Origin of the sequence: Saccharothrix sp. (genome assembly GCF_031180885.1) — a bacterium.
GTDB lineage: Bacteria > Actinomycetota > Actinomycetes > Mycobacteriales > Pseudonocardiaceae > Actinosynnema.
On the sequence record NZ_JAPSLK010000007.1, the window covers coordinates 20,324 to 43,217 of the forward strand.

General features: G+C 68.6%; 23 protein-coding genes. 12 read left to right on the forward strand and 11 right to left on the reverse strand.

Annotation, left to right across the window (positions count from 1 at the left end):
• Window positions 1–47 precede the first annotated feature (47 nt).
• Together RIN75_RS12200 and RIN75_RS12205 are read right to left on the reverse strand one after the other, a co-directional pair.
• A complete protein-coding gene (locus RIN75_RS12200; RefSeq protein WP_309111972.1) occupies window positions 48–341 on the reverse strand; it encodes a hypothetical protein in 294 nt (97 codons plus the stop codon).
• A complete protein-coding gene (locus RIN75_RS12205; RefSeq protein ID WP_309111973.1) occupies window positions 338–1,483 on the reverse strand; it encodes a hypothetical protein in 1,146 nt (381 codons plus the stop codon). The genes RIN75_RS12200 and RIN75_RS12205 overlap by 4 nt, the downstream gene beginning before the upstream one ends.
• 230 nt (window positions 1,484–1,713) lie before the next feature.
• Between RIN75_RS12205 and RIN75_RS12210 the strand changes: the two genes are divergently transcribed.
• Complete coding sequence (locus RIN75_RS12210) at window positions 1,714–2,235, forward strand: XRE family transcriptional regulator (RefSeq protein WP_309111974.1); 522 nt, start codon at window positions 1,714–1,716, stop codon at window positions 2,233–2,235.
• 57 nt (window positions 2,236–2,292) lie between these two features.
• On the opposite strand, the gene RIN75_RS44065 is transcribed toward RIN75_RS12210, so the two are convergent.
• The gene (locus RIN75_RS44065) at window positions 2,293–2,643 is read right to left on the reverse strand and encodes a helix-turn-helix domain-containing protein (protein ID WP_375295943.1); all 351 of its coding nucleotides are present in this window, start codon (window positions 2,641–2,643) and stop codon (window positions 2,293–2,295) included.
• A 506-nt stretch (window positions 2,644–3,149) separates the two neighbouring features.
• Between RIN75_RS44065 and RIN75_RS12215 the strand changes: the two genes are divergently transcribed.
• From RIN75_RS12215 to RIN75_RS12230, 4 genes are all read left to right on the forward strand, one after another.
• Window positions 3,150–5,624, forward strand: coding sequence for an NACHT domain-containing protein (locus tag RIN75_RS12215; protein WP_309111975.1), 2,475 nt, complete (start codon window positions 3,150–3,152; stop codon window positions 5,622–5,624).
• A 225-nt stretch (window positions 5,625–5,849) separates the two neighbouring features.
• The gene (locus tag RIN75_RS12220) at window positions 5,850–7,073 is read left to right on the forward strand and encodes a cytochrome P450 (RefSeq protein ID WP_309111976.1); all 1,224 of its coding nucleotides are present in this window, start codon (window positions 5,850–5,852) and stop codon (window positions 7,071–7,073) included.
• A gap of 73 nt (window positions 7,074–7,146) precedes the next feature.
• Entirely contained in the window at window positions 7,147–7,491 is a 345-nt protein-coding gene (locus RIN75_RS12225; protein WP_309111977.1) for a hypothetical protein, read from the forward strand.
• Window positions 7,492–7,571: 80 nt separating this feature from the next.
• On the forward strand, window positions 7,572–8,612 hold the full coding sequence (locus RIN75_RS12230; RefSeq protein ID WP_309111978.1) for an IS630 family transposase: 1,041 nt from the start codon (window positions 7,572–7,574) through the stop codon (window positions 8,610–8,612).
• 141 nt (window positions 8,613–8,753) lie between these two features.
• On the opposite strand, the gene RIN75_RS12235 is transcribed toward RIN75_RS12230, so the two are convergent.
• From RIN75_RS12235 to RIN75_RS12260, 6 genes are read right to left on the reverse strand one after another with little or no spacing between them, the layout of a single operon-like run.
• The gene (locus RIN75_RS12235; RefSeq protein WP_309111979.1) at window positions 8,754–9,722 is read right to left on the reverse strand and encodes a DUF6545 domain-containing protein; all 969 of its coding nucleotides are present in this window, start codon (window positions 9,720–9,722) and stop codon (window positions 8,754–8,756) included.
• Between the two features lie 38 nt (window positions 9,723–9,760).
• Complete coding sequence (locus tag RIN75_RS12240) at window positions 9,761–10,741, reverse strand: hypothetical protein (protein WP_309111980.1); 981 nt, start codon at window positions 10,739–10,741, stop codon at window positions 9,761–9,763.
• A 14-nt stretch (window positions 10,742–10,755) separates the two neighbouring features.
• The gene (locus RIN75_RS12245; RefSeq protein ID WP_309111981.1) at window positions 10,756–11,466 is read right to left on the reverse strand and encodes a DUF3558 family protein; all 711 of its coding nucleotides are present in this window, start codon (window positions 11,464–11,466) and stop codon (window positions 10,756–10,758) included.
• 24 nt (window positions 11,467–11,490) lie between these two features.
• Window positions 11,491–12,186 (reverse strand): hypothetical protein, encoded by a 696-nt coding sequence (locus RIN75_RS12250; RefSeq protein WP_309111982.1) that lies wholly within the window; start codon window positions 12,184–12,186, stop codon window positions 11,491–11,493.
• Window positions 12,183–13,238, reverse strand: a complete 1,056-nt coding sequence (locus tag RIN75_RS12255; protein ID WP_309111983.1) for a hypothetical protein — start codon at window positions 13,236–13,238, stop codon at window positions 12,183–12,185. Before RIN75_RS12255 ends, RIN75_RS12250 begins: the two co-directional genes overlap by 4 nt.
• 48 nt (window positions 13,239–13,286) lie before the next feature.
• Window positions 13,287–14,540, reverse strand: coding sequence for a hypothetical protein (locus RIN75_RS12260; RefSeq protein WP_309111984.1), 1,254 nt, complete (start codon window positions 14,538–14,540; stop codon window positions 13,287–13,289).
• 428 nt (window positions 14,541–14,968) lie between these two features.
• Between RIN75_RS12260 and RIN75_RS12265 the strand changes: the two genes are divergently transcribed.
• From RIN75_RS12265 to RIN75_RS12285, 5 genes are all read left to right on the forward strand, one after another.
• Window positions 14,969–15,868 (forward strand): hypothetical protein, encoded by a 900-nt coding sequence (locus tag RIN75_RS12265; protein WP_309111985.1) that lies wholly within the window; start codon window positions 14,969–14,971, stop codon window positions 15,866–15,868.
• Window positions 15,865–16,296: a hypothetical protein gene (locus RIN75_RS12270; RefSeq protein ID WP_309111986.1), complete on the forward strand. Its 432-nt coding sequence runs from the start codon at window positions 15,865–15,867 to the stop codon at window positions 16,294–16,296. Before RIN75_RS12265 ends, RIN75_RS12270 begins: the two co-directional genes overlap by 4 nt.
• Before the next feature lie 251 nt (window positions 16,297–16,547).
• Entirely contained in the window at window positions 16,548–17,003 is a 456-nt protein-coding gene (locus RIN75_RS12275) for a DUF6355 family natural product biosynthesis protein (RefSeq protein WP_309111987.1), read from the forward strand.
• 329 nt (window positions 17,004–17,332) lie between these two features.
• Entirely contained in the window at window positions 17,333–18,181 is an 849-nt protein-coding gene (locus RIN75_RS12280) for a hypothetical protein (protein WP_309111988.1), read from the forward strand.
• A gap of 471 nt (window positions 18,182–18,652) precedes the next feature.
• Window positions 18,653–19,744, forward strand: coding sequence for a retropepsin-like aspartic protease (locus RIN75_RS12285; RefSeq protein WP_309112114.1), 1,092 nt, complete (start codon window positions 18,653–18,655; stop codon window positions 19,742–19,744).
• Here the strand turns inward: RIN75_RS12285 and RIN75_RS12290 are convergent.
• Both RIN75_RS12290 and RIN75_RS12295 read right to left on the reverse strand, forming a co-directional pair.
• Window positions 19,725–20,390 (reverse strand): metal-dependent transcriptional regulator, encoded by a 666-nt coding sequence (locus RIN75_RS12290; RefSeq protein WP_309111989.1) that lies wholly within the window; start codon window positions 20,388–20,390, stop codon window positions 19,725–19,727. The two genes, RIN75_RS12285 and RIN75_RS12290, sit on opposite strands and share 20 nt — an antisense overlap.
• A gap of 5 nt (window positions 20,391–20,395) precedes the next feature.
• Entirely contained in the window at window positions 20,396–20,929 is a 534-nt protein-coding gene (locus RIN75_RS12295) for a YbhB/YbcL family Raf kinase inhibitor-like protein (protein WP_309111990.1), read from the reverse strand.
• A gap of 108 nt (window positions 20,930–21,037) precedes the next feature.
• On the opposite strand from RIN75_RS12295, the gene RIN75_RS12300 reads away from it, so the two are divergent.
• The gene (locus tag RIN75_RS12300; RefSeq protein WP_309112115.1) at window positions 21,038–21,700 is read left to right on the forward strand and encodes a GntR family transcriptional regulator; all 663 of its coding nucleotides are present in this window, start codon (window positions 21,038–21,040) and stop codon (window positions 21,698–21,700) included.
• A 656-nt stretch (window positions 21,701–22,356) separates the two neighbouring features.
• A complete protein-coding gene (locus tag RIN75_RS12305) occupies window positions 22,357–22,812 on the forward strand; it encodes an Hsp20/alpha crystallin family protein (RefSeq protein WP_309111991.1) in 456 nt (151 codons plus the stop codon).
• Window positions 22,813–22,894: the final 82 nt, after the last annotated feature.

Sequence of the window (22,894 nt, forward strand, 5' to 3'; positions counted from 1 at the left end):
CAGTCCGGCCCGTTTGCGGGCCTCGTTCTCTGTCGAGGCCCCGGCCATCATCGGCCCCCGGAGAAGTGGTTGATGAGCTGCGGGCCGATCGTGTAGAGCAGGCCGCCTGCAACGGCGCACAGCATCATGATCACGCCGATGCGGCCGGCACGGTGGTGGTCGACCCAGCGTCCACCTGCCCACACCAGCAGGCCCACGAAGAAACCCACCACCAGGGCGGCTCCGGCGCCCCACTTGGCGTTGCCGAGCACTTCCAGGATCTTCTCGTTGCCAGGAGGCGCGACCGGCGCCGGATTCGGGATCTGGGCGAGGAACAACACGGCGTCGAGGTGCTCGATCACGAGTGCCCCCTCGTACTCGCGCGCGGGCCCTTACGGGCGGTGCCCGGTAACACGCCCCAGCGGCGCAGCATCGGCGTGACCGCCTCCCGCAATCTGGCCGGCGTGACAGCGGCGGTGATTCCGGACGCGGCGAGGTCGCGGTCGTGGGGGACGAACACCGCGTCGCTGAGCAGGGTGTTCACGCGTCGCCCTGCCGCACCGGCGACACCACGGGGCCACCGCTTCGCCCCCATCACCACGAGTTGTACGGGCGCGGACACCGCGGCGGAGGAGACCCAGCGGTCAAGCCGGGCGAGGACCTGCTCGGCGTGCAGCAGGGACGGGCGGCTGGGGCGCACCACCAGCACCGGGCGAGGCTGCGGTGTGCCCCGTCGCAGCCACGTCCCGGCACCGGCGAGCGGGTGCGCCGTCACCCGCCAGGGATCGTGGCCGAGGTCGACCACGGTGGCATCCAGGGGAAGCGGCGGCCGCCAGAACTTCGGCGGCGGCACCATCCCCGGTGCGACGACCGACAGGCTGGTCTCCAGTCGCGCCAACAACGCCTGCGCCCGCCAGGAAAAGCGGATGTGCACCTGCGGGTGCGGACTGACCAGCCATGGGCCGTCCGACCGGGCTGCCGTGGCCAACCCTGACCGCGGCGGATCGGCTGGATCGACCAACAGGACACGCAGGTTCCCGAGCTGGAGCACGTCGGCCAGCAGCGCCGCCAGCACCGAGGCACCTGCACCGGGTGAACCAGCCACAACAGGGATGACCGTGCCGAACCCGCTCCAGTCCACCGGTGTGGTGGCGGTAGGCGGCAGTCCTTGGCGCTGGATGGCCGCCGCGGCGGCTCCTACTTCGGCCGCCACGACCTGCGCCGCTCCGCCATCGACGGCACCGCCACTCGGGGTGTGCTGTGCATGTGCCGGTTCCTCAGTGACGGCGGCGAGCATCCCGGCCTCCACTGCGGCGTCCGCATCGGCGACCGGGAGGTGCGGCCAGGCTTGCCGAGCAGCCCGCGCGAGTTGGGCTTCGAGAGACCCCGCGCCTTCGGCTCCGGCCGACTCACCGGTCGGTGTCCGGGCCGGGTCGAAGGACGGTGCGACCGCAGTACCCCCGGACCCGTCGTGTCCGGAGAAGTCCTTCTCCCTTACGGCCATGTCCTTCTCCTCCCTGTCTTGCGCCGATGTCGCTGATCGAGGCGTGCAGGTGCGCAGATACGCGCGTAGGTGGTGCGGAATGGGCGATGGACATCCAGTGCCCCGCCGGGTGCCGCCCTACCGGCCCCACAAGGGGACGTCCATATCAGTTGACATTTCCTAGGTTGAGGATATGCCTCGTTGCGAGGATGTCAACTCATGTGGACGCCAGCTGGGCGATCACCTAGGGTTTGACCGAGGACGGTCGCCGGAGCGTCCGGGAACTTCCCGAACCGAAGAGGAGGCAGGCTGCCGTGGCGGAGGCACCCACGCTGGCAGAGGTCATCGACAAGCTCTTCAAGACGATCAAGCGGCCCAACGGTCGCGAGCATTCGATGGAAGAGGTCGCCAAGCGGTGTGCCGCCTGGCTGCGTGAGCGCGGCCAGGCCAAGTCGTTCTCGAAGGAGTACGTCCGCCAGCTTCGTTACGGCATCGCGACCAACCCGACCAAGTCGCACCTCGAGGCGCTTGCCGCGTTTTTCGAGGTCGATCCGGCGATCTTCTTCGACTCACAGAGGTCGCGACAGATCCAAGCCGACCTCGAACTGCTGGCGGCACTACGCGACGCCGACGTCCACGCGGTCGCGTTGCGCGCCCTCAGCCTCACGCCCGCTCACCGGGCGCAGGTACTCGACCTCATGCGCACCCTTCAAGCCCACCAAGCCGGCGACACCAGCGACGAGTCCCGTGCACGGGACTCCGAGTCGCCGTAGCCGTGGACCGGCCAGTCAGACTGCAAATCCCGCCACAAGTTGGACGGCATCCGCGGGTCACTCCGGTTGCGAGCCCTCGGTGCAGTCGCCACGAAGCCTGGCCCACACGGGGCCGGTAGAGAACCGAGAGTCGTCGAGGCGACGTAACGCACCAACCTTCACAAGATCAGTCGCGTAGCGATGTGCCGTTGCCTTGGGAAGCTCGGCCGCCTTGGAGATCTCGGTCAGTGTCATGGCACTGTCCACTATGAACAGCTGAAGTATCCTGAAGGTCCGCGCGACGACGCTGGAGTTCACGCTGATGTCGCCCTCGTCGCCACTGTCGGCCGGCGGACCGCTGTGGCGGCGCCCATCCCCGGAAGACACCTCGACCGACCAGAGGTTCGACAGTTCGCCACCCCGACTCATTGACCTCTACGCCCCCTTTTTTCTGTGCCAAAGCCTGCCCGAATTGCGACCGAAGACGAGATCAAACGCTCGCGATCGGCCTTCACCGGGCCTCCCTCATAGGCGGCCCGCCCACTGATGTTTTTGAACGTAATCGATCGACAGCAACGCCCAACACCGTGCAAGACCGCAGTTTTGCGGGACACATACGACAGAATGCACCGTTCAACTACGGAGTTCAGCGGCGGTTGAAGGCGATCGAAGTACGTGGGCCCCGCAGTCCTGCCGACTGACCCTACGTAGGCACCCCAATGTGCCTACGTGCACCACGCCAGCGAACATGACGCGGACAAGCCATACGAGACGCCGCGTGCGCAGATCGGGTGATCTTCACCCGTACTCCAAGAGACTGGCGTGTCAGGCGCCATCGCCTCATATACTCACCGCAATCATGCGGTTACCACGTCTCCATTGGGTCATGACATGGGGACGGGCGTGATCAGGTTCAGGGGGCTGAGGGGGTTGCGGTGGTCGACGATCCCGCATTATGGAACGAAAGCACAGCCGACCAGGCTGGGCCCGACGACCGCAGTGCACAGGCACCCGTGATCGGTGTGCCGCCAGCCGAGATCAACGCCTTCATCGGCCGTCATGCGGAGACCGCGCTGGTCCGCAAGTTGCTGCACGAGCGTCGCCTCGTCACGGTCAAGGGCTCGGCAGGAATCGGCAAGACGCGGTTCGTCGAGCACCTGGCCGGTGTCGTCGAGGAGGACTTCGGCGATGGGGTTGTCTTGGTGCCGTTGGCAGACGTGCGCGCGGCAGGGTTGGACAGCGAAATGGCCCGCGCGCTGGACCTCGTCGACAACGGCGCCGGACCAGCCGCAACGCAGCTGATGCGGTACCTGCAAGGCAAGCAAGTGCTGCTGGTACTGGACAACTGCGAACACCTGGTCGAGCACCCCGACGATGCGGATGAACCCGGCCCACTACCCCAGCTGGTTCGCCGGCTCCTGAGAGTGGCGAAGAACCTCCGCGTGGTGGCCACCAGCCGCCTTGCGCTGGGCATCTCCGGCGAACAAGTCGTCGACTTGGGGCCTTTGCCCTACCTGGTTGACGGGAGCAACTGCGGTGAGCCAGAAGCGATGCAACTTCTGCGCGACCGACTCGAAGCCAAAGGCAAACCGCTTCAGCCAGAACATTTGCGTTATGCGCAGGAGGTCTGTCAGCTGCTCGAAGGCGTGCCACACGCGATCGAGATGGTGGCGGCGCTGCGCCGACACAAGACGTGGGCAGAACTGGTGCGCGGCCTCCGGGCAACCCTGACGCTGCTGGCGCAGGGGCGACTTCCCGAAGTCGACCAGTGGCACCACCGTAGCCTGCACGCCAGCATGCAGTTGACCTACAAGCTGCTGGACGAGCCGACCCGCCACCTGTGGAGCGTGCTGAGCGTGTTCACCGGTGTCTTCGACCTCGACGCGGTTCGGCACGTGAGTGCGCTGGTGTGCGGTGACGACTGCGATGTGGAGCCGGCGTTGGAAACGCTGGTGGACCACTCCGTTCTCATCCACTCCGAGCTGGACGACCGAAGCCAGTGGAAGATGCTGCCCACAGATCGGGCCTTCGGCCTCTACGCGGACAGTGAGGTGGCAACACGGGCGCGCGTGGCGCACGCCGATTACTACGCCCAGTGGATCGAGGAGTCTGCCAAACGCTACTACGGCCCTCATGAGGTCGAACTGCTGCGAGCAGTCATCGCCGCCATGCCGAACATCCGCACCGCCGTGGAGACCCTGACTGCCACCGGCCGAGCGGAACGAGCGCTGCGGCTGCTGATCGATCTGTCCGACTGCCGCGCGAACACGTTCACCGGCGGATTGCGCGAGCTTCGCAGACTGATGATGACCTGCCTTCAGGCCCTCGGTGACCAGGTCCTGCCGGTCATGGTCGAGTGCATGGCGAGCGGCGCGTTCGCAGCGCTGCTCCAAGGCGATGGACCGGACGCGGCCAGAGCGGTCCTCGACCGGTGCCGCGAAATGCTGCATCAACTGCCCACGGGCGAAAGTGCGACCACTCGGGCTGCACAGGAGTTGGAGTGGGCCGAGGCCACCGAGCTGTGGCTGGCGGAACCTGACCCGACCGTCGCGATTCGTTCCATCGAAGTTTTGCGGCGGTTGGCCGCTGCGGAGCCTGACCGTGGACGCCGGCACATGCGCAATCTGTTCGCAGGCCTCGCCGCCGGCTTCTATCGGCACGATGACGCGCTAGGCTTGGCGCAAGCGCACCTGGAAGACACTCGGTCTGCCGGCGCGCCTTGGGCGGTGTCGTGGGCGGAGTGGTTGATGGCACTGGTGATCTACTCCGGAGGCCACGACGATCTCGACAAGGCGCTGGCGTTGTTGAAGGCTTCGTTGCGGAGTCAGCACGGCATGGGAGATCGCTGGGGACCACCTTGGACCTTGTGGCTAATGGGTTTGGTCGCAGGCGCCCGTGGTGAGCACACCCTCGCGGCTCAACTCCTCGGCGGCGCATGGGCGCAGCAGCAAGCCATCTCCACCGACATCACCAATCTCTTGCCGTTCCAGCGACTCCAGCAGCCGATGATCGACAGTTGCGTTGCACGCCTCGGGGCGACCACCTGGAACCAGGAGGCCGACGAAGGCTCGCTCCTGCCTTTGGACGACTTGGTCGAGATCGCGTTGAGCGTCCCCGAGCAGGACGGTGTCGTTCGGAAACAGGAGACACCTGCGGGACTGACGCCCCGCGAGTTCGAGGCGCTGCTGCGTCTTGCAGCTGACTACCCCAAGACCAACCAGGAGATGGCCAACCGGATGCACTGCGGCAAGCGCACCTTCGAGACGTACCTCCAGGAAATTCGACGCAAGACGGGAATCACCGACCGCTACGAGTTGGCCAAGTACGGCCAAAAATGGTTGGCCGGCAACCCACTCGACGGCTTTACCAAGGGGACTACAGCACCGGCGGCTCCAAGAAGCCACGGTTGATCGCGAGCGCGGTCGGATCGTCGCGGCGAGGAGCAGTGCAAGGCCTTCCACATTGGTACGTAGGCCTACGGAGATCCGACCGATCCTCTACGGAGACGGGCCACGGGAGCCGCCGTTTATCGACGCAGCGTGCCAGGTTCATCACGGGCTGTTGACGCGACTCGCGGCAACCCGGTAAGTCGAGATGAGGCATCGCGACGGCGGGCCTGACAGATGGGGGACGTCATGCGAACGGATGAGACAACTGGCATCGCCGAGCCCTCCGGCTTAGCGCAAGCCGGTGAGCTGGGCCCAAACGGTTCCACCGACTTCACCGCGTTCGACCACACCGATCCTGCCATCGCGGATCGGGTGGACGACATGTTCCGCACCATGCGGGAGCAGTGCCCCGTGCCCCACACCCGAGCCCGCGGAGGTTTTGCTGTCGCATCTACCGCGTCAGCGCTGAAAACTGCAGTCCTCAAGGGAAGCGCACGTGTTACCGGCCTGGGTGCCGCCGAGGACGTCGTACCGGGAACTGCGGTGGCTCCGTTGTTCGAAACCGACAGCCCGGAACACGCCGGCTGGCGCATACTCCTGCAAGCATCGTTCAGCAGCTCCGCGGCGACGGCGGCTGAACCTCGCGCCCGCGAAACAGCTCGTGATCTTCTCGACCGACTCGCCCCTGCGGGGACTTGCGACGTGACGGTCGACCTGGCGAGTTGGTACCCATCAGCGGTGATCGCCGACGTCATGGGGATCGATGAAGATCGGCAGGCTCGGTTCCGGCACTTGGCCCGGGTGCTCGTGGTACCGGCTAACGACACGTTGGAGGACCTGTTCAGCTGGCTGCAAGAGGAGATCTCCTCGCGGCGAGGGAGCAGTCGCCAGGACATGTTCACCCGACTGATCAACGACACCGCCATCCGCGGCCGCGCACTGACGGACGAGGAGTTGTTGCGTTTCGCTGTGCTCATGGTGTCGGCCGCTGTGATGACCACGGCCGACGCGATCACCAACGTCATGCGAGTGCTTGCCACCAACCGCTCGCTGCGTGCGCGCGTCGCGGCTGACCTGTCTCTGGTGCCCGCGCTCGTCGCCGAGTCGATCCGATTCGACACCCCGGTCGCCGCCACCGGACGAACCCTCACCCACGACACCGTGCTGGACGGCACCGCGGTTTCAGCAGGAACCCGCGTGCTGTGCGCGTGGGCATCCGGTGCCCGCGATGGCGTGGCTGATGCCGACTCGTTTGTAATCGAGCGCGACCGCGGAGACTCAACCATCGCCTGGGGATGGGGGGCTCACCGTTGCCTGGGCCAGCGGCTCGGCGAGATGCAACTCCGGGTGCTCCTGGAGGAGTGGCTGACCCGCATCCCGGACTTCGAATTGGCACCGGGCACCCGCCCAACCCGTACTTTCGGCACTCTGCGCGGCACTCGCGACCTGATCGTCACCTGGCCCAACTGAGCGCTCGGCCCACCGAGCCACACCGGGGGCACACTGTTGCGAACAGGCCCGGATAATCTCTGAGGCAAAGTTCATGACATCCAGTGCCCAGGAGACGGCCGCCGTGCAATCCGCCCCTGCCGTGCCCGATTGGCTTGACCGCAACACCCCGATCACGTTGTACGGCGCGATGCTGGGTGTCGGTAGTGTCATCGCCGGAGAGATCGATGCGGCGACTCCACGAAGTGGCGAGACTCGGCGCGCTGAGATCGAGCATTTCCTTCACCGCACGCCCGACGCGAACCGCGCTGAGGGTTTGGTGCGTCAGTGGCTGGCAGAGGTGCCGAAGAAGCAGGGGAAATCGCTGAAGGCCCTGGTGGCCGAGTTCGACGCCCTAAGCGGGTTGCCAGAAGTTGTGTCGGTAACCCGTCGAAGTTGATGTCCCCGCGAACGTGAAGGGCCTCGTCGGGTTGGATTCGGTTACCACACCTGAACCCACCCGACGAGGCCACCGCAAGTATGCGCCCGGCGCATGTCTACGCCGACCTGACCCCCTGCCAACACCACGAGCTGGTCACCGCCCTGCACCGGCGGTGGCGCGTCGCCGCCCGCATCGTGATCGTGCTGCTGTCCGCGTCCGGGATGAGCGCCCCCGAGATCGCCGAACTGCTGCACTACGACCCTGTCACCGTGCGTCGGTGGATCGCCCGCCACGCCCGCGACGGCATCGACGGACTGCCCGACCGCCCGCGCAGCGGACGACCCCGGCTGGGCAGCCCGCGACTCGGGCAACGTATCCGCACCTTGTTGCAGACCCCGAAAGCCTGGACCACCGCACGGGTGTGGCGCGCTGCCGGACGACCCGCGATGAGCCTGCGCACCTTCTACCGACGACTGCGGGAACAGGCCCGCTGGTGTCGTCCCCGCCTGATCGCCAAGGGCGACCCCGACCACGACACCGTCTGCGCCGACATCCGCGCCCGTATCGCCGCGCTCCCGGCCGGATCGGTCGTCCCGGCCGAGGACGAGACCCATCTCGACCTGCTCGCCAGGGTCCGGGCCTGCTGGATGCCCACCGGCCTACGCCACCGCATCCTCACGCCCGGCACCAACATCCGCCGCACCGTGCACGGCGCGGTCAACCTCGCCACCGGCGCCTGGCACCACCACGTCTCGGTGAAGAACGTCTCGGTGGTGTTCTGCTACTTCCTCCGGCAGCTGCTCGACGCCTACCCCGACGCGCCGGTGGTGGCCGTGTTGTGTGACAACGGCACCACCCACCACAGCGGCATCACCCGGCGGTGGCTCGCACGGCATCCCCGCCTGATGGTGATCGAGGGCGCGAAGTACAGCCCGCAGGACAACCCGGTCGAGCGGGTCTGGGCCGGGCTCAAAGCGTGGCTCGCCAACACCGCACCCGCCACTATGGCCGACCGCGTCCGACAGACCCACGCCTACTTCCACAACCGCACCGACGAGCAGACCCTCACCACCGCCGCACCCTGGACCTCACCCTGGCTACCCGAAGGTTTCGGGCAAGACTTTTGGCCAGGTGCTTAGGGTCGGCGCTGGGGTTGCGATCGCTTCCCAGGGACGTCGCGGAGGAGCAGGCCGCCGAACTGAGGCGCGCCTACTTCTACGCCCGGCGGGTCGTCACCGACTGATCAGCCGCTGGTTCGCGGCTCGACATCGGCTCCACCATCACCGGTTGTCGGAGGCAGTGGAAGCTTTAGCACGGCGGCGCAGGGCGGCGACATCGGGGTTGCTGCGAAGTGCGGTGCCAATCTGGGTCAGCCAGCGTGCCTCTGCGATCAGGTTTGGTGGGCCCGATAGGTGTTGGGGCGTGAGAGCCTCGAGGACTTCGGGGTGGCGGCGGCGACCGGCGCGGTGGGCGTCCAGCGCCGCGCCCAGTTCGGCCGCTTCCACCAGGATGTCCGCTGCTGTCGGGTCGAGGCCGCGTTCCCGAGCGGTCGCACGAGCCCAGTCTCGGATCTCCGGTGGGACGTGGGGACGCAGGGTGTACTGGGCATCGCGGATCTCGATCACGCGGCGGTAGAGCCGGTACTCCCCGGTCGGGGTGGGAGTAACGCAAGCCTGGTCGGTGTCGTCCAGTTGCACATGCGGCACGGCGGCAGTCATGTGCTGCCACAGCGGGATCAAGCCCTCGTCATACTCTGACGCGGCGTTTCGGATGTGCTCGTCGTGGGCTGTGGTGACCTTGGCCAGGAGCAGCGACGCGAACCGTTCGGCCTCTCGCTCCTGTGCGGAGGCGTACACGGTGCGGCCGAGGATGCGCCGGATCAGCGATGGTGAGAGTGTCGGCAGCAGCGTCCGCAGCGCGTCAACGTCGGGTGCTTGCGCAGGCTCGCGGCGGTCGGGATACGTGATGTTGTGGTCGAGGAGCAGGTGGCCGATCTCGTGCAACACCGTGTGCTGGGAGTGCAGCGGTGAAGTGGTGTCGGGGTAGTGGATGTAGTCGGTCTCGGTGGTGCTGATCAGCATTCCGCTCGGGTGGTTCGCGCCTGGTTGCCATGGGATGAGCGTGATTCGCCTGCCTCGCTTCTGCGCCAGGCCGGCGACGAATCGGTGGATGTCGAACGGGTCTGGGATCGCCAGCGTGTCGATCAGTGCTTCGCACCGTGCTGTCTTGTCCGTCGAAGTGATGCTCACAGCGGGTTTTCCTTTGTGGGTTGATGGTTCTGGCCGGATCAGCGCGACAGGATGAGCGTTCCGGCTGGGACGTCGATCAGGGCGGGTGCCAGAGAGTCCGGGACGGTGACGCAGCCTTGGGAGTCCAGGGGTCCGAGCGGCGAGTCGGGTGGCAGTCCCGGAGCGATGAGCGCGCCGTGCCAGGTGGTGCAGATCTGTGAGTGGGTGATGACCAGCGGCAGCCACAGGGCGGTGAGCCAGGCGCTGTCGTGAGCGCTGACGGCGATGAAGGTTCGGGATCGGTGTGGTGTGGTCGTGGTGCTAGCGGCCGAGGTGCTGGTCGCGGTGTGTGCGATGGGTGCCACGACGGCGGCGGTGCCCTCGTCGTGGTGGAGATCGATGCGTCGGGTGGCATGGGAGAGTTCGACGGCGGGGTCGAGGTAGATCCATCCGCTTGCCGCGACGCCCTCGGGTGAGGGTCGTGTGGGTAACAGGACGCGAGCCCAGCCGGTTTGGCGAGCGACGACGGGCACTCGTGTTGGGGTGAAGACCTGCCGTGGGGGTAGGCGGGCGAAGGCAGTGCCGCCGGGTTCGTCGTATACCGGGACGGTGCTGTTGGGGTGTAGGACCTGGGTGCCGGGGTTCGCGGTGGGGTCGGGGTCGGGTGGGGCGGCGGCGAGGGTCTGCCCGATGAGTGCGAGCGGCAGTGTGTGGAACTCGTCGTCGGTGGGTCGTGCCGGGGCGATGGCGGCCGGGTCGGCTGACGCGGTCACGGTGGCCGGTGGGCTCGTGGCGGACACGGTGATGGTGGTGGTCGCGGTGATCGACGCCTTGTCTGTTGCGCGGGTGCCTTCGATGTCGCGGATGAGGAGTACGGCGGAGACCAGCACGGCGGCCAGCGCCGTCACCCGCGTGGCTTGCGAGCGGGTGACGGTGTGGCGTCGCGGCTGTGCCGGGGTGAGCGCCCGTAGCGGCAGCGTGGTCTCCGCAGGCGTCTCGGTGGGGATCACGGTGACGTGGCCTGAGAGGGACCGGATCACAGGTTGCTGGTCGTTCACGGCGTGGTCGAGGCGATCTTGTCGGCGACGGTTTTGGCGATGGTGCAGCTGTCGATGTGGGCGAAGCGGCCGTTGGTCAGGGAGACGCCGCCGACGCCGTTGGCCAGCTGGACGATGGCGGTGCACATCGGGTTGCCTTTGCTGTCCGTGCCGGGCTTGAGCAAGCCGGGTTTGCCGGCGAAGGTGGCGGCGCTGGCGCCGGGGAGTCCGTTGGGGTCGGCGGAGTTCTGGCCGGGTTTGGCCCAGGCGACGAGGACGACGAAGTCCTTGCCGGTCGTGGTGGTGGGTTTGCCGTTGGCGTCGTACTCGATGGTGACGGTGTCGCCGTTGTCGTAGCGGCAGGCCGTGGTGAAGGCGTCGTCGTCGCGGGGTGGACGCAGAACGGGCTTGGCGTCCGGTTTGGTGGGTCGCACTTCGGCGGGGAAGGCTTGCCAGCCGACGGTGCAGGGGTCGAAGGGCGCGCCGACGCTGGTGGCGTCGACCCGCTTGTCCAGGTCTCCGAGGGTGATGGCCGCGGCGTTGCCGGTGCGGTTGGGGGCCTGGCTTGTGCCGCTGGACGATGCGGAGGTCGAGGTCGACTGGGGCGAGCTGCCGGTCGCGGTCGGGCTTTGTGCGGTGGGTGTACCGGTCACGGTGGTGGTGCAGGCGGCGAGCGTTGCTGTGGTGGCGGCTGCGAGCAGCAGGCGTCGGCTGATGGTGGTGGGCAAGGCTTTTCTCCGGTGTCGTCGTGGTCAGCGTGGGAAGAGGGCGCCGAGCAGGGCTTGGGCCAGTGGTTCGCGGAAGCCGATCCGGGTGCGGTCGGTGGGGGTGTCCTTGGGTTTGCCGCGCGGCGGGTGCAGTTCCAGGGTCACCAGCAGGACTCCTGGACGGTTGGCGTCACCGTGGGGTGCGAGGATGAGTTGGTCGCGTTCTTGGCCCTTGCCGTCTTCGTCGACGGCGATGTTGGACACGATCGCGGGCACGCCGGCGAGGCGGAGGTCCTTGACGTACTTGGCGATGCTGGGGTTGGAGCGGAATTTGGTGCTGTACTCGGTCAACGGTGACGCTCCGAACAGGCCCAGCTTGAGGGCGATCTGGTTGTCGGCGGACCACAGTTCGCACCAGGTTCCGTCGGTGACGTAGCGGTAGTGCCCTGCTCCGAGCCACTGCTCCCACTGCTGGTCGGGCAGCGCGCTGCACAGCATGTGGGTGGAGGAGGCTTCGTCGGTCGCCCACGCCTGGAACAGGGCGTCGCCCTTGGCGGGTGGGGTGGGTTTCCACTCGGTGCAGGACTGTGGGTCGGTGCTGCGGTCGCAGACCGCGGGCTTCGGCTGGGTGGACTCGGGACTCTCGGGTTGGGCGGTGCCGCCGACGCTGGTGGTGCAGCTGCTCAGGGCGGCGATCGCGGCCAGGGTGAGCGCGGCGAGTACAGCGCGGGCGCGGGTCACGGCTTGCCCACCTTGGCGAGGATCTTCTCGACCAGGGCGCGCCCGCCGTCGCAGTCCGGGGTGTCGATCCGCACGACTTGGACGTTGGGTACCGGGTCGTCGTCGAGGTTGTCGTCGATTACCGTGGTGGCGGCGTCCCAGATCGCGTAGTTGCGGCAGGTGCCGGCGAGCACGCCGGACACGACGGTGAAGCCGCCGACCTGGCTGGTCTTGTACTTGTCCGGCTGGGACTTGACGAGGTCGTCCGGGCTTTCGTCGACGCCGAACACCACCGTGGTCTCGGCGGCGGCGGTCTTGGTGCCCTTGGCCGCCGGGCCGGGCTGGATGGTGCACTTGTAGGGCTCGCGGGGCATGATCTTCGCGCCCTGCCCCATGTCCTCGGTGACAGCGGCGACGGCGTCGCAGGGATCGCGCAGCGCCAGCGGCAAGTCCGGAGCGGTGCGGCCCGAGCCCCGTTGTGGCGGGTTCTTCCAGGTCTCGGCCATGCGGGTGACGTAGTCGCGGGCGAAGTCGCACGGCGGGCGCACGACCTTCGTGCGGTCGTCGGGCTTGACGTCGAGCACGATCGCGTAGGTCTGGTCCAGGGGGCGGATGATCGAGCAACTGGGCAGGGGCTGCCCTTCCTCCTGAACCAGGATCTCCATGCCAGCGAACTGCTCGGGAGCGGCTTCCCTGCGGCGGCCGGCGTCGAACTCCTCGGCGACGGTCAGGTAGATCGTCCAGGTGGAACTGAACTCGGACTTCGCCAGCTTCAGCGTGCAGTGGTTGAAGCCGTCCTTCTCGGGCATGATCCGGTCGCCTTTGCTGCCCTCCCCCGACGCGGCCGATGCGGCGGCCGGGTCGTGAAGGCCGCACGCGTCGATCTTGCGGTAGCGGGCGAAGGCCTCCGCGGCAGGCCGCATCGTCTCCGGGATGGCCTGGACGACCGTGCCGGCCGCTGAGGTCTGTGCGGGGTCGGACGGTGGCGGCTCAGGTGTTCCGCCGGTGCAGGCCACGGTGGCGGTCGCGGTGGCGCAGAGCAGTAGGGCGGCCCTGGACGGGCGTGTCCTCATCGGTGTGTCCCCCTCGGATACGGGTGGTGTGAGCCAACGCCGGATGCGTCAGCGGGCGAGTCGCAGGAACGTGGCGTGGTTCAGCGCCGTCACGGCGCCGGTGGGGCCGCCGGGTGCGTCGGCTGGCGGGACCCCGTGGTGGGCACCGCGGCGTGTCGGCGACCGGTCGGGTGCGGTCTTCGTGGAGCGCCTCGGGCCGTCGTGGTCCGAGGACGGCGTGCCGCGCACGGCGGTCCAGCAGTGCACGACTCCGCCAGCAACCGGGTATTGCAAAACCAACCCGTGGTGCAGTGCCACCAGGTCGTCGTCGGATCCGTCGTCGACATAGGCGCCGTAGACGATCCGGACACCGTGGCATCGCGCGAAGTCGAGAAAGGATTCGATGCTCATCGCCGTGGGGCCAGCCGGACCGACCACGGTGGACATTGGTGGATGGGGCAGCAGCCCAGGCCACAGTGACAGCTGAGGTTCGTCGGTGCCCTCGACGAGCGCGCGCAGCGCCGCCATGCGGTGGGCGCGCGGCATCGTGGGCTCGGCGGGTTGCTCTGCGTCGGGTTCCGCGCGCCGCGCACGCCGCTGGTGAGTCGACTTGTCCGACTGCGTGGAATCCCCTGCAAGGGACGGAGAGTCGGAGTTGCCCATCAGGGCACCGAGGCGTTCGATCATCGGGCCGAGAGCGAGGGACAGCAGCAGGGACCCGATGCCGACGACTCCGGTGGACACCGCATCCTGGAGGCCCAGCAGCAGCCAGCCTGTCGACAGGAACGCGAGGTCGGTGACGACGCGGATCGCGCGCGGCCTGAGCCACGGGCGGCGGCGGTGCAACTCGGCCATCAACCCGTCGCGAGGCAACGCTCCGAGAGCGGCACTGAGGTAGAGGGCGACACCGGCGGCGAACGCGATTGTGCCCAGGACGAGCAGGGCCGCCCGCCACCACCATGAGGCCGGCGCGGTGGTCCATGCCAGGGCCAGGTCGCACACGACCGCCGGCACTACTGCTGCGATCACCGTTCCGACGCCGGGGCGGATGCCCCAGGCCGCGTGCGCCACCAACAGCGTCGCTTGGGTCGCGATGATCGCCCCGCCCAAGGTCCAGCCGGTGTGGTGGCTGACTGCGGTGTGCAGCACGTTCAACGGCAACATGCCGGCTCGGGCACGCACCACGGCGGCGATCGCGACACCGATCAGGATCGTCCCGGTGACCAGGCGGGCGAGTCGCGCGACGAATCCCCAGCCGCTCTCCCCCACCTCACGCGCACTGACTGCACGGCCGCTACGACGAAACATGGAAACCCCCTCCACGGGACACCAGCAAAGGTGTCACGACCGAGGGGGACGCGGCCGGACACGAGCAAGGTAGCGCACAATCGCCATTCCGCAAAGGATTCCACTCACCGAAACCGCCACGGTTCCAAACACCGAAACCGAGACCACTCCGCACGTGTTCCACAAATCGGAACGGTTTCACTCAGAGAAACAGTGACAACTGCGTATTCGCAGGTCAAAGGCAGTTGAGCCAGATATTTGAAGCAATTGCGTGACAAAGGGAACGGTGGTGTGCAATCGTCTTTGCACACCACCTCGGCACGTGTTCCGAGAGGTGAAACCAGGGCCACACACAGAACATCAGCCCTGACGGGCACGTCGACCACCTCGCCATTCCAGGGGGACGGACGCGAGGTGGTCAGCGGCCGAAGCACCAAATCTGCGAATCGGTTGTAGGGGGTGCCATGTCATCGGACCTGCGCGCACGCTGGCGCCACGGCGACGGTCGTCTGTGGTTGCAGCTGGGCCACCGCGTCGACGAAGTGCCACAGGCGATCACCGACCGTCTCTTACGGGACTTCGTGACCCTGACGCTGGACCCCGGCGCCGACCTGCTGCGCCTGGAAGCCGCGATGCGCCGGTCGGTCGCGCTCGGCATCGACCGCGTCGACGACGCCGAACGACGCATGGCCACCGCGCGACGCGGCGGCCGCCACGACGATCTCGCCCTGGCCACCGACGACCACCTCACGGCGGTCACCGTGGTCCAGAACGACCAGGTCGACCTACAGCGGCTAAGAGAGTGGATCACAGCCCTCGACGTCGCTCGCGGCCCACTGCACGACGCCGCCGCGGGGTGGAAACGGTCTCCCGAGGTGCCCGCCCAGGTGCTGGTCGTGAACGAGGACGAGTTCCTGGCCGTCGACCCCCGGCGCGCGACCACGACCCGAGTCGGTGTGCCCGCCATCGACGGCGTCGAAGCCTTCGGGTCGCAGTGGCGCCGCGACGGTGACGACGACGACCTCGCCGCCGGCCCCGAGATCGACCGGTGCGGACGCTGGGCGCTGGGCCACATCGCCCGCACCGGCGAGATCTACGCGGTACTGCGCGCCGGCCCGGAGACGGCCCGGATCTGGCTTCTGGGAACAGGCTTCGAGCGGCACCGCGCCTACTCGATCCTCGAAGCGCTCATGCCGCGGATGCGCGAACCGAACTCGGTGATCCTCGCCGCCGAGGTCGTGCACACCGTCAACCTCCGCCACACCCGGCCGCCGCTGGCACTGCTGCGCCGTCCTTCACCGCTGGACGAGGACGGCGCGAGACTGGCCCGCAACCACCGATCGCCGTCCGGTGAACGGGCATGAACCGCACCACCAGCCGCCTGCTGGCACTCCTGCTCACCGCAGCCTCGCTCACCTTGACACCGGGGTGCGCGCCCGCCGCCCACGACATCCGCAGGCCTGAGCACCCACCGCCGGGTACGACCAAACCCGCCGCCGCGACCTCGGTGGTTATGCCGCCGCCGCAGGCCCGCGGCGACCCGGTCACCGTGTCCGGCTCGATCGACTGGACCGGACACCGGCCGGGCTGCGTGTCCTTGACCCTCGAGAGCGGCCAACGCTTCCAACTGACCGGCACCACGGTCGACCAGGGCGAGCAGGAAGCCCGCTCCGGTCACCGCCCGACCCAGCAACGAGCACGGGTCACCGGCCACATACCGCCGGTCGGCGCGACCTCCTGCGGACCATGGCGCGCCTTCTGGGCCGACACCGTCGACCCGGCAGCCACCTGACCCGCCACCGCGGCCCCTCCGGCAAGGCCGCCCACAACGTCCGGTCGCACCCGCGACCGGCGGCCGTGGCGCCCCCCCCACCCCCACCGCCCCCGCGCCCCCTCCGGCACGGCCGCCCACACCGTCCGGTCGCCCCCGCCGCGGGCGGCCGTGCCGCCGCCCGAACCTCCTCCCCCCTGGGGCAGGGCGGCGGCACGGCACCCACCACGATGAGACAGGGGAACCAGGTGAACCGTTCGATCATCGCGCGCGTGCTCGGCACACTCGCGATCGCACTCGGCTTGGTGCTGGCACTGGGCACCGCCAACGCCAACGCTCAAGTGGCGCTGGCCGAACCCGGCACCTCGACCGACGCCCAGGGCCAGTCCCAGCCACGCACCTCGGAGCCGGCGACACCGGACGCCCTGATCGAGGGCGGCCCCTACGGCCCTCACGGCGGTCCGCGCCCCACCACGGACCCGACCGTCGCCGTCGACCTCAACGGACTGTCCACTTCGTACTACCGCAACTGCGGGTTCTGGGTACGGTGGGACTCCTACTACACCCACTGCGGATCGGCCTACACCATCAAGATCCGCGTCAACTTCTGGTACGGCGCGAACTACCGCGACATCTGGGTCGGGCGAGGCACGACGAACCTGAGCACCCACCCCTACCTGCAAGGCGCAGGCATGATCACCAACGCCTGGTGCATCGAGAACTGCTGATCACCCCCACCCCGTAGCCGCATCCCGAAGCGACTACGCACGCGCACCGCCGCCGTCGGGGGCGACCGGCGCGCACCCCCCTCCCCACCAAGCCTCCCCCGTTCACGACAGGAGGTGATACCCGATCGACCACGGCCAGGACGACGATTCCGCACCACGACGCCGCCCGCAGGCGGTGGCCGTCGGCTCCGCGCTCGCCGCCCTGGCCGTGGTCGTCCTACTGCTCGACACGGCCAACGGTCGGGGCCAGGTGCCCCCTGGTCCCGACACCGCCGCCACAACGATCACGCCGAAGGCTGCCGCCCTTCGACGCGATCCCACCGCAACCGGTGACCGTCGAGGAACTGGCCCAACTCGCCACCACGACCACATCCGAGAACATCCCCGCCGCACCCGACCAACCCGCCACCGGGCAAGTCGTCCCCCCACCCGCCCCATGCCTCTGTTCGCCGATCCCGGCCGCAACCCCGTCGCCACAGCCCATCCCCCTCAACCCGTCGGGATCGAACCGGCACGGGCGGAAGTCGACACCTGGCTGCCCATCCTGCAAAACCAATCCAACTGGCAATGTCTCGCTGCCGTCAGGTCATAACAACTCCGTGGCCTGGCTACACCTAGGCCCCGAATCACAGTGGCGACAACCCCGTACGCCATCACCGTGGACCGCGCTCAGTTCGAACTGGCGCTCCAGCGCGACGGACAACCAGTTGGGCAGTGGACAGTCGGCACCGACAAACCTGGTGCCGTCCCCGGCCGGTTGGACGTTCCTCCTCGCCGCCGTGCGCGATCACCAGGCGAATTACAGCCCCGTCCTCCTACCGCTCGACATGCATTCCAGCGGCTACCAAACCTACGGCGAAGACCCTGGCACCGTCGGCATCGAGGTGACAGGCTTCGGCGTCGGTGCCCTGGCCGCCGTGGTGATCGCCATGACCGGTGCCGGCGGCGCCTACGCCGACGACAGCGGTGTCACTCTCACCACCACGGTCCGCCCGACCAAGCCCACCGCCACGACTCGGACCACCACGACAAAGCCCCCGCTGCCCACCGCAGAACCCACAACGCCACCTCCGACGAAGACCGAGGTGATCGTCGTACCGAAGACCGAGGTCGTCGTGGTGCCGTTGGCGGCACCCGTACCGACCATGGTTGCCGCGCACCAACCAGTCCCCGGCTGACCATACTGCCCTGCGAGCCCGGACCGGCCTCGAAGGCATGGACCGGGGCACCCCGGCCCCTGGGAGCCGGCTGTGCCGCACATCGACACCGACACACACGCCAGCACCGCGACCACCGCCACGCAAACCGACCACTGCAACACCGCGCACATCGACACCACGACCAGCGGCGCCTACCGCCCGCCCGAAATGCCGACCGCATCAACCGGTTCAAACGCACGATCAACACCGCCGCGTCATCCACCGAGGCCTTGACCTTGTGGACCGGCCTCAGGCTGCATCGCATCGAACGGCCGCCGGACACCACCCGAGCCCTCGCCGCGTAGGAGCCAAGCGCCTCGACCTGCCCGGTGGGTCCCTGTCGCACCGCGGACGCCACGCACCAACTGGTCGAGAAGACTCCACCGGCTCGACGCACCTCCACCACCGACCTCGTCCAAGGTCAGCGGGAGGACGATGTCGTCCAGGGCCATGGTGGTGATCCACGTGGTACCCCTGCACGAACCAGCCGCTGATCGAACAGGAGATGAAGTGACCCTGAACTGGCAAGTCGGCAACGCCGCCGAAGACGGCAGCTCGACCCGCGGTTTCCAGGCAGCAACTGGCGGACTGCTTCGTACGGCAGGACCAACTCGCCCGTGCGGTGCCCCTGCTGCGGGAATCCGGCAACGAGGCGTACGCCGCGCAGCTGGCCGCCGTGACCGGCACGCCGTACGAGGTGCACGGCGCGCAGACCACACGGTTGCCCTTCCTCGCCATGGATCCCTTCCCCTGGTCGAGGCATCGGTGAGCGGGCGGAACCCGAGGAAGTTCCTTCTCGACACCGGGGGAACGCTGAGTCTGTCGATGGCCACCGCCGAGGAGGCCGGTCTTCGCGCGGTGGCCACCGGCAGGGGGCGGGCCGGCGGCCAGACGTTCACCATGTACTTCGGCGTCCTGGACTCGTTCCGGATGGGCGACATCGAACTGCGCAACCTCCCGGTCCACTGGCACGACGCCGTGATGCCCAGCGCCCTCGGCGACCCCCAACCGTCGGGCGTCATCGGAACCACGATCTTCTACCACTTCCTGACCACGATGGACTACGCGAACCGGGCGTTGATCCTGCGCCGGAAGACCAGCGCGAAGCTGCGGCAGTTCCGGGTGGAGGCCGAGCGCGCCGGCGCCGAGACCCTGCCGCTGTGGCTGGCCGCCGACCACTTCCCGTGCACACTCGGCAGTCTCAACGACTACGGGCCGAGGGTGGTGTCGCTCGACACGGGCGGAGCCGGTGGCATCGGCGTGGTCACGACCGGGGAAGTGGCCGGGCGTGCGGGCATCAGGGTGGACTACGACCGGCCGACGTCGTTCAACAGGATCCCCGTCCACCCCTGCGTCCCCGACCGGGCGAGCCTGGGCGGCGCGGTCGCCCGGGACATCTACAGCATCGCGGGCCCACTGCTGATGGACGACCGCTTCCGGTTCGACACCATCGCCAACTTCACGCACAGCTTCTTCAAGCCCTACGCCATCACCTTCGACTTCGCGGACATGAACTTCCACATCACCTCCAGCCCTCGGTAGCCGGACCGCGGGCCACCGACGTCCACCCTCCCGCCAAGCCCGCGCCGGCGCGCGGCCCCCTTCGCGGGAGGTGGACGTGGCGGGGTCGGATCGGGTCGGGTCGTCCTCGATCGGGAGCCGGTGACGCAGAATCGGCCGTTTCACCCCGACCCGCACCGCCGGGCGAGGAGACCACGCTCACGACCGCGCCGGGCCGCACCCCACCCGCCGAAGGGTCCACGGACTGCTCACCGAGTTCCCCCAGACCCGGGATCGGGTTGCCACCGGGCGACTCCGTCGGGTGCCGCAGCAGTCGCAGGACGCGGCGTTCGACGGCCTCGCTCATCACGTGCGCCCAGCGGGACGCTTCGGCGTGGACGTGCTCCCGCTCCAGCCCGATCACGTCGACCAGCAGGCACTCCGCGAGGCGGTGCTTGCGCAGCACGCGCGTGGCGATCCGGCGGCCCGCCCCCGTCAACTCCAGCCGCCGGTCGCCGGCGACGCGCACCAGACCGTCGCGCTCCATCCGGGCGACGGTCTGGCTGACGGTGGGGCCGCTCTGGTCCAGGCGCTCGGCGATGCGGGCGCGCAGGGGGACCACGCCCTCCTCCTCGAACTCCAGGATGGTGCGGAGATACCTCTCCGTGGTGTTGATGAGCCTTGCCATGCCGGTCAGGCGGGGGTTTCGGCGGTGGCGACCAGGACCGCGCGACCGAGGACGTGGCCTGCCATCGTGAAGCCGAGCAAGGCCGGGGTGGCGTCGACCGGGACGCCGACGGACTCGACGTCGAGGGCGTGCACCACGACGAAGTAGCGGTGCGGGCCGTGCCCGGCCGGCGGGGCCGCACCGATGAAGCGCGCCACGCGGGCGTCGTTGGGCAGTTGGAAGGCGCCCTCGGGCAGACCCGAGCCGCCCTCGTCGCCGGCGCCCTCGGGCAACTCGGTGACGGTGGCGGGGATGTCGGCGACCGCCCAGTGCCAGAACCCGGACCCGGTGGGGGCGTCGGGGTCGTAGACGGTGACGGCGTAGCTCTTGGTGCCCGCCGGGGCGCCGCTCCAGGACAGGTGCGGGGAGACGTCCTTCCCGCCGGGGACACCGGAGGCGAACTGCTCGGGCGACCAGGCCGCACCATCGGCGACGGTGGTGCTGGTGACGGTGAAGGAGGCCGCCTCGGGGAGACGGGCGAAGGGGTTGTTGACGCTCATCGTGCGAGTCCTTTCGGCAGTGTCACCATCGACTATGTCGTAGATAATCGATTATCGCAACGATCGTCTATGCTGAGCGACATGGTTCACACCTCGTCGGGGAAGCAGATGCTCTCCGAGCAGGTCCACGCACGCCTGCGGGACGCGATCATGCACGGCCACTACGCCCCCGGCGACGCGCTCAAACCGCAGGACCTCGCCGGGGAACAGGGCGTGAGCCTGGCCGTGGTGCGCGAGGCGCTCGTGCGGCTCGTCGGCGAGGGCCTCGCCGACCGGCTGCCCAACCGCGGCTTCGCCGTGCCCGCCTTCTCCGACCGCCGCTGGCAGCAGATCGCCGAGGCCCGCCGAACCATCGAACCGGTCCTCCTGCGCATGTCCATCGAGCGCGGCGACCTCGACTGGGAGGCCCGCGTACGAGCCGCCCACCACCGCCTCGCCCGCACCCCGACCCACGGGCCGGAGGACGGCGAGTACTACAGCGACGCATGGTCCGAAGCCCACCGCGTCTTCCACCGCACCCTGCTGGAGGGCTGCGGCAACCCCGTCCTGCTGGAGACCTTCGACCGGCTGTGGACCGCCAGCGAGCTGGCCCGCCGCTTTTCGGCACACCACAACCCCGGCCGGGACCACATCCGCGAGCACCGCCGACTGGAGGAGGCGACACTCGCCCGCGACGCCGACGCCGCGGCCGAAGCACTGACCGAACACCTCACCCTGACCGCGGCCGGGCTGACCGGATGCGCCCACCAGGCACCCCGGGAGGAAGGCTGACACAGGTGTTCGACCCGGAAAGCACTCAAGACGAGGGTGGCGGCGGGACACCGTCGCGGTCTCCCGCCGCCCGAAGGTGATCACCGGTCAGGGGCGGGTTCGATTGATCAGGCCCGCGTCACCGGTGCCTGGAGTTCCGTCACCCAGTCGTCGCGGTTCTCGGGACACTCCAGGTTGACCTCACGGGGGGTATCCGATCGACCGGTAGCCGTTGGCGTCGATCCAGGGGGCCAGGGGTCTGGGCGGTGGGGAGCACGGTGGGGCATGTGCCCCTCGCTTTCGATCGCCCGGAGCCTCGCCCCGACCTGGACCAGCCGGGCTGCCGCGGCAGCCATCGCGGTCTCCAGTTCGGCCCGCCGCAGCCGCAGCGTGCCGCGCGGTTCCTCGGTGCCGACCTTCTCGTCCACGATGTCCCGGACTTCCAAGCCGGCGGCCGGGGAACAGGAACGCGGGGGCCTCACCGCACTCGACATGACGAAGCCGGTCGCGCGCACGGCGGGAGACCGCACACGACGACCGGCTCTCCGACCCAGCGCTCAATTGAGTCGGATGGACTCAACTTTGGGAACACACGCGCGCTCAACTTCGTCTTATGGGGTGAGGGCGCGTCCCACACGCACCCAGACCCACGAAGCTGATCGTTTGGAGGTGGAGCCATGACGCTGCCAGCCGTGCGATCCGCAGGTCCCCTGGGCCGATGGGATCCGTTCCAGGAGTTCGAGGACCTCTACCGCCGGCTGGGCCGCTGGATGGACTCGATGGCCGGCCGCCTGGCCGACAGCGCCGGCGCATGGTCGCCGTCGGCCGACGTGACCGAAAGCGCGGACGCGTACCTGGTGGAGGTCGAGCTGCCCGGCGTCAAGCGCGACGACGTCACCATCGACCTGCTCGGCAGCGAACTGGCCATCAGCGGTGAGCTCAAGGAGAAGGAGCGGCAGGGCCTGTTCCGGCACCGCACCCGCCGCACCGGCCAGTTCTCCTACCGGGTGACGCTGCCGCACGACGTCGACGCCGACGAGGTCCAGGCCAACCTCGCCGACGGGGTGCTGACCGTGCGCGTGCCCAAGAGCGAGGCAGCCAAGCCACGACGCATCGCCATCGCCGGCAAGTGACACCTGCCGGCGACAGGAGCCCCGTCCGGCCGGCGACCCCTGGGCCCAGGGGTCGCCGGCCGGACGGGGCTCCTGTCGCCGG

Bases quoted from the DNA above. Each gene is read 5' to 3' on its own strand.
- RIN75_RS12270 (WP_309111986.1), top strand. From the start codon at position 15,865: ATGAACCGCACCACCAGCCGCCTGCTGGCACTCCTGCTCACCGCAGCC.
- RIN75_RS12225 (WP_309111977.1), top strand. From the start codon at position 7,147: ATGACATCCAGTGCCCAGGAGACGGCCGCCGTGCAATCCGCCCCTGCC.
- RIN75_RS12300 (WP_309112115.1), top strand. From the start codon at position 21,038: ATGCTCTCCGAGCAGGTCCACGCACGCCTGCGGGACGCGATCATGCAC.
- RIN75_RS12205 (WP_309111973.1), bottom strand. From the start codon at position 1,483: ATGGCCGTAAGGGAGAAGGACTTCTCCGGACACGACGGGTCCGGGGGT.
- RIN75_RS12230 (WP_309111978.1), top strand. From the start codon at position 7,572: ATGCGCCCGGCGCATGTCTACGCCGACCTGACCCCCTGCCAACACCAC.
- RIN75_RS12305 (WP_309111991.1), top strand. From the start codon at position 22,357: ATGACGCTGCCAGCCGTGCGATCCGCAGGTCCCCTGGGCCGATGGGAT.
- RIN75_RS12255 (WP_309111983.1), bottom strand. From the start codon at position 13,238: ATGAGGACACGCCCGTCCAGGGCCGCCCTACTGCTCTGCGCCACCGCG.
- RIN75_RS12265 (WP_309111985.1), top strand. From the start codon at position 14,969: ATGTCATCGGACCTGCGCGCACGCTGGCGCCACGGCGACGGTCGTCTG.
- RIN75_RS12295 (WP_309111990.1), bottom strand. From the start codon at position 20,929: ATGAGCGTCAACAACCCCTTCGCCCGTCTCCCCGAGGCGGCCTCCTTC.
- RIN75_RS12220 (WP_309111976.1), top strand. From the start codon at position 5,850: ATGCGAACGGATGAGACAACTGGCATCGCCGAGCCCTCCGGCTTAGCG.
- RIN75_RS12285 (WP_309112114.1), top strand. From the start codon at position 18,653: ATGGTGGTGATCCACGTGGTACCCCTGCACGAACCAGCCGCTGATCGA.
- RIN75_RS12290 (WP_309111989.1), bottom strand. From the start codon at position 20,390: ATGGCAAGGCTCATCAACACCACGGAGAGGTATCTCCGCACCATCCTG.
- RIN75_RS44065 (WP_375295943.1), bottom strand. From the start codon at position 2,643: ATGAGTCGGGGTGGCGAACTGTCGAACCTCTGGTCGGTCGAGGTGTCT.